Annotated in this window: 1 pseudogene; it reads right to left on the reverse strand. The window is 47.3% G+C overall.

The annotated features are described in order from the left end of the window. A pseudogene (locus FE296_RS00005) lies at positions 1–207 on the reverse strand (lipase family protein); the annotation flags it as partial.

Here is a 207-nt window from a genome sequence, read left to right on the forward strand (position 1 = left end):
CTCAGTGTACTCAAAAAAGTTCCGTTGGATTCGCTCAAAGGTACGGCTCATATCCTGTGCTTGGCGACTCCATTTCCCTGCAATCTCCTTCAATTCTTCTGGCGTTAACTCGATGGTTCCTGACGAGTACCCACCTACAACGTTAACCACAGACTTGAAACCTTTGGATAGGGTATCCCATGCTTCACGTGCATGATCCAGGATGTT

This window comes from Paenibacillus sp. UASWS1643 (genome assembly GCF_008693195.1).
In the GTDB taxonomy this organism is placed as follows: Bacteria; Bacillota; Bacilli; order Paenibacillales; family Paenibacillaceae; genus Paenibacillus; species Paenibacillus amylolyticus_B.